Consider the following 5,214-nt stretch of genomic DNA (forward strand, 5'->3'; position numbering starts at 1 on the left):
TGGATCCCCTCAGTTGATCCACCATTTGTTTCACCAAAGCCAAGCCCAGACCGGTGCCCCCTTCTTTCCAAGGATCATTGCCAGGGATCCGGTAAAAACGCTCGAAAATGCGGGTGAGTTCCTCAGCCGGGATCTCTTGGCTATTCCTGACTTGGATGCGAGTTCGGTTGGCCTCAACCCTGACTTCTAGGCGGATGGATCCCTGGCCGGGGGTGTATTTCACCGCGTTGTGCAGGAGCTCCCGCAGGATACGCCCCAAAAGGAGAGGATCTGTGGTGATGCTGCTCTCCAGAGGCACGTTGGCTTGAAAGGTTTGCCCCTTAGTACGGGCGCGTTCGCCAATAGCCAACAGCAAATCCCCCAACAAGGCTTCCCAGGTCAGCGTTTGCAGATTCAAAGCATAGGCTCCTGCCTTTAGCCGCTGCAAATCCAATAGGTCATTGATCAGCTCGATCTCCCGTTGGCATTCCCGCTGGGCGATGGATAGGTACTGGGCCTGCTTCTCCCTCGCAGAGGCAACTTGCAGCATGTGCAACGCCATCTTCAGGCTGGTGAGGGGGGTGCGCAACTCGTGGCTGACGGTGCTGATAAAGTCATCTTTGAGGCGGTTAAGGCGCTCCAGGGCTTGCACCTGCTCTTGGGCAGCTCGGAATAGGCGCGCCTGCCTTAGGCCGATAGCACATTGATTGGCCACTTGAGCTACGAGATTCATTTCCTGCTCATCAAAACTTTCCTCGCTGCTGCGAAAAACCCACAGATCCCCCAAGACTTGCTCCCCATCCCGCAGAGGGCAGACCAAGACTGATCCTTGGCGGGGGTCGTCAGGAAGTAAACAAAATATGCAGGGCTCTCCTCGCAACAACTGGGCGTAGAGATCTGGATATTGGGCAAAGGGAATACAAGTATGCAAGGCCGACCCCAAGCGAGGACAATACTCGTAGCTGATGGTGGAAAGGGTGAGAGCTTGATTGTAAAGACCAATATGACAGCCATTGGCATCTAGACTCTCTCCCAACTCCTGCATAGCAGCGTTGAGGATCTCAGCTTCATCCAGAGAGTCGCGCACCCGGTCAGTGATGCGTTTCAGCAGGGCCTCAAATTGCAGGGATCGCTGCAACTCAGAGGTGCGTTGCCGAACCTTTTCTTCCAAGGTTTGATTGAGGGCTTGCAGTTGTTCATATAACTGGGCCTGTTGCAACGCGATGGCTAATTGATCGCTCAGCTCTTGTAAAAGCCGGATTTCCCACTCTTGCCAAGGGCGGCTGGATTGGCAGTGCTGAACTACCAATAGACCCCACAAAGCCTCACCCTGCCGAATCGGGATCACCAAGTTGGCTTGGGCCTGGAAAGATTCCAAGAGCTCCCGATAGCAAGGATCCAAATTGGCCGTCGCCACGTTGGCTATGGCTTGCACAAAGCCCTCTTGGTACTTGCGGTAGCAAGGATCCTGGCGAAGGCAAGCATCCCACACCCGGCGGCCCAAGTGGCTGGGCCAGGGATCCGCCACCGACTCAGCAGCTACAAACCCCCCTACACCTTCCTGCAACTGATAGATCATCACCCGATCCACCTGGAAAACCTCTCGCACTTCTGCAACAGTGGTTTGCAAGATAGATTGCAAATCCAAATCCTGACGGATGCGTCGCAGCAAAGCTCCAAGCAGCCGCTCCCGCTCTGCTTCTTTCAGCAACAGATCTTGGGCTTGTTTGAGGGGCGTTATGTCCACAGCGATGCCGCAAACGGCGTAAGGAGACCCCTGCTGATCCCGCAGGGCAAACTTGGTGACCCACTGGGTCAATCTCTTGCCATCGCGGAAAAAGGTTCGCTCGTAGCTGACAGGATGCGGAGATTGCAGGACTTTTTGATCCTGATCTCGAAATTCTAGAGCCTCTTCTGATGCGAACAGCTCACTATCCAACTTTCCAATGAGCTCTTCTGCCTTGCAGCCTCTCTGTTGTAGATAAGTCTTGTTTACATGAAGATAGCGCCCTTCCAGATCTTTGAGAAAGATAGAAAAAGGGATCCCGTCCAGAATAGCCCTAAGCCGAGCTTCGCTTTCTTGTAGAGCCAGCTCTGCTTCTTTCTGCTCCGTAATATCTTCGGTAATGCCAACAATACGGATAACCTCTTGCTGTTCGTTCAAGATGGGTCGGCAAGAAGTACGCAGCCAGCGCAGCCTGCCATCCCGATGGAAAAGGCGGTAGGTGATCTGCTGGGCTTCTTGAGTGGCTCGGGCGGCCGCCTGCAGTACCCTTGGCAGATCTTCGGGATGGATCCTGTCTTTCCAGAGATCTGGCTTGCGGCGAAACTCTTCTGCTGTGTAACCCCAGATCTTCTCGCTTTGGGGGCTTTTGTAGAGAGACTGGCTCAAGTCTGCAGAATACACAAAGAAAACCACCGGTACAGCCTCTGCAATTTCTCGGAAGCGGGCTTCGCTCTCTCGCAAAGCCAGTTCCACCTGCTTTTGTTGGGTAATGTCGCGGGTGCTGGCAACCATCCCCTGAACCAAAGGATCATCCAAGAGATTGGTGCAGAGGCTCTCCAGCCACACCCAATGGCCGTCGGCATGTTGCATCCGATAGACAAAGCAGAGAGTCTGGCCGGGCTGGGACAGGAGTTGCTCGCAGGCAGACGCGATGGCCTCGCGGTCTTCGGGATGAACCAGCTCCAGGGGTTGAGGCTCTCCTGGCTGGGGGGTAAGACCTAGAATCTTCTCCGCCACCGGGGGATTAAGGCAATACAGCCGGCCCTGGGCATCAACCCGGTGCAAGATGTCGTGGCTGTTGTTGAGGAAGGCGCGAAAACGCTCTTCTTGTTCCCACACCTCCTGTTCCAGCCGCTTTTGTTCGGTGATATCTAGGACAATGCCGATAAGTCCCAAACCTTTAGACTGATCCTGAAGCTTTACGGCCAGGCGATAAGTATAGCGCTCCTGACCTTGAATTACTTCCTTGCCCTCGAGTTGGGAAAACCCTTGCCGCTCTAGATCGGCTAGAACTTGAGAGGTGTACTCCGGCCAGTGGGGATGTTGCTGAGCCACCTCCTCCAGAGAAGTACCCAGCAGATCGCCAAACCAGGCGCGGTCAGTGGCATTTTGCAAAATTAGCACTCCCTGGGGATCCCTGGCCCACACCGCCAATGGCAGGGCATCCAACAAGGTGCGCAGTTGCGCCTCCCGCAGCCGCAGGTTTTCTTCCAACTGTTTCTTCTCGGTAATGTCTCGGCCCACGCCGCGAATAAACTGCAAGCGGCCCCGCCGGTCAAAAATGCCTTGGTTGATCCACTCAAACCACCGCACCTGCCCCGCTGCATCCGCCACTCTGCTAATCCGGGTAAAGGTGGGCTGCTGAGGGGTAAGGTGGGCTATCTTTTGCTGCGCCTGCTCCTGCTCTTCTGCCAGCAGCACGTCGATCCAGCGCCTGCCCCGCCAATCCCCCAAGATTTTCTGGCAAGCTTCGTTACATTCCACCACCGTCGTATCTGCACGCGCCAGCATGATGACATCGGGAAAACCCACCTGATCCCGCTGCAGCCAGCGCTTTTGCCAGTACATCACCACGGCCAGTGAGGATCCCCAAAGGAGCAGCCAAAGCCATCCGGGCAGAGTGTTCCAGTTGAGTAAGGTAAGCAGGTTGACCAGATCCCAGGAGGCGCTCATGAAGGTTGTCGATTAAGTTAAGTTTAGAAAGTGTCAAGGAGTACGCCGCTTTTCCGTAGCATTTCTAACCCAGGATCGAGCACTGTGCCAACAATTCCCCATCTCCCCGAAAAGGAGAGCAAAGTTTGAGTCTACTGGAACGGTGGGGCAGTATCCTCGAAAAGGGGGCTTTCAGGGTGAAGAGTTGTTTCTTAGGTTTCCTAAGTGTTCAGATAGATAGTTCTGAATCCAGCGCACCAGCCGCTGAGAGAGCACGAAAGCTTCTGGTTCGTCCCCTTTGATGCCGACTTGGCTGCTAAAGCAGGCGATGACCTCCTCGTTCAGCTCCGGTTTAGAAGGATCGCTGTGAAACTGCAGCCGCACTTGGCTTTGGACCTGGAAACTCTCTTGAGCTTGGTTATCCAAAACTTCCTGACCCACTCGATGCAGCCGCACTCCTTGCAACTGAGCCAAGGGATAGGAAAACACCTGCTGCCGCCAAAAGCCCCAAGGGCCACCCAGCCGGGTCAAGGTCACCCGTTGGCTTTGGCAATCTAGATTCAGGATCTGCCCCAACCCCCAAGGGATCCCAATCCACAAGCCCATCCCCACAGCCACCAAACCCAACAGCGGCGAACGAGCCCACAGTTGGGATCCCACAATCAGCAGCACCAAGCCTGCTGCCGCCCGCCAAGCCAGTTGCTGGGAAGTGAACCGTTGTAGGGCAATGCGCAGCCGTTTGGGATTGCGCTCCAGAACCTGCGGATAAACCAATGCCATGAAATGGGATCCCACTGCTTAGGCTAGCTTAACAGGGGTTGCTTTTCCCTAGGTGCTGAAGGCGTCTTATCCGGGCATTGCGTTGGTGAAAAACTACAACTCCGGCTCGGCAAAAAACTCTGATAAATCCAGCGCAAATCCAGGGATCACCTCTCCACCTTCCAGGATGTCGCCGGGTTTCTTCAATGCTTCAGGCTCAGGCCGGCGATAGACCAGAACGTATTTCTCTTCAGGATGAATGATCCAGACCAGCCGGGATCCATTCTCAAAATACTCAACGAGCCTATCATGGATCTCTCCAACGGTGTTGGCATCGGAGAGAACTTCTACAGCCAAGTCTGGGGATCCCTCAATATAACCCCTTGGGATCCCGCCCAGAGATTGCAGCCGTTCTTTGGAAAAAAAAGAACAATCCGGAGAGCGGCGATTACCGGATTTCATTTTGAAGGAAGTATCGGAATCGAAGGTAAATCCAATCCTTTGACTGCGAACGTAGGAGCCCAGAATGATGTGAATCAAACTTACGTAGTACCCATGCTTTGCACCTGCCGAGCCCACGGTAACCAGTTCTCCGTTCACAACCTCATAGCGATTGCCATCCTCCGGTAAAGCCATAAACTCTTCGTCAGTCCAAATTTTTCGAGAAGCTGCCGGAGAACTATCAGCAGGTGCCTCGGCCAATTTTTCTCTTTCCAAAACCTCGACCATCATGACCTCCGCAATGAAAAACGGCTAAACCAACCAAGGGAGCCGGTCTGGGGTCAACACATCGTAAACTACCCGGCTCCGACCGCTAA

At 54.4% G+C, this 5,214-nt stretch carries 3 protein-coding genes; all 3 read right to left on the bottom strand.

The genetic code is table 11. From position 1 onward, the window contains the following. Positions 1-3,658 (bottom strand): PAS domain S-box protein (locus NW818_RS12705; protein WP_414424758.1); only part of this gene is annotated, 3,658 nt, incomplete at its 3' end. A gap of 171 nt (positions 3,659-3,829) precedes the next feature. Further along, positions 3,830-4,417: a hypothetical protein gene (locus NW818_RS12710; RefSeq protein ID WP_414424759.1), complete on the bottom strand. Its 588-nt coding sequence runs from the start codon at positions 4,415-4,417 to the stop codon at positions 3,830-3,832. Between the two features lie 93 nt (positions 4,418-4,510). Beyond that, positions 4,511-5,125: a Uma2 family endonuclease gene (locus tag NW818_RS12715; RefSeq protein ID WP_414350202.1), complete on the bottom strand. Its 615-nt coding sequence runs from the start codon at positions 5,123-5,125 to the stop codon at positions 4,511-4,513. Positions 5,126-5,214 lie beyond the last annotated feature (89 nt).

The sequence above is a fragment of the Synechococcus sp. R6-5 genome (assembly GCF_047461775.1).
GTDB lineage: Bacteria > Cyanobacteriota > Cyanobacteriia > Thermostichales > Thermostichaceae > Thermostichus.

Excerpts from the sequence above, each read along its gene's own strand:
- NW818_RS12710 (WP_414424759.1), bottom strand. The coding sequence starts at position 4,417 with ATGGCATTGGTTTATCCGCAGGTTCTGGAGCGCAATCCCAAACGGCTG.
- NW818_RS12715 (WP_414350202.1), bottom strand. The coding sequence starts at position 5,125 with ATGGTCGAGGTTTTGGAAAGAGAAAAATTGGCCGAGGCACCTGCTGAT.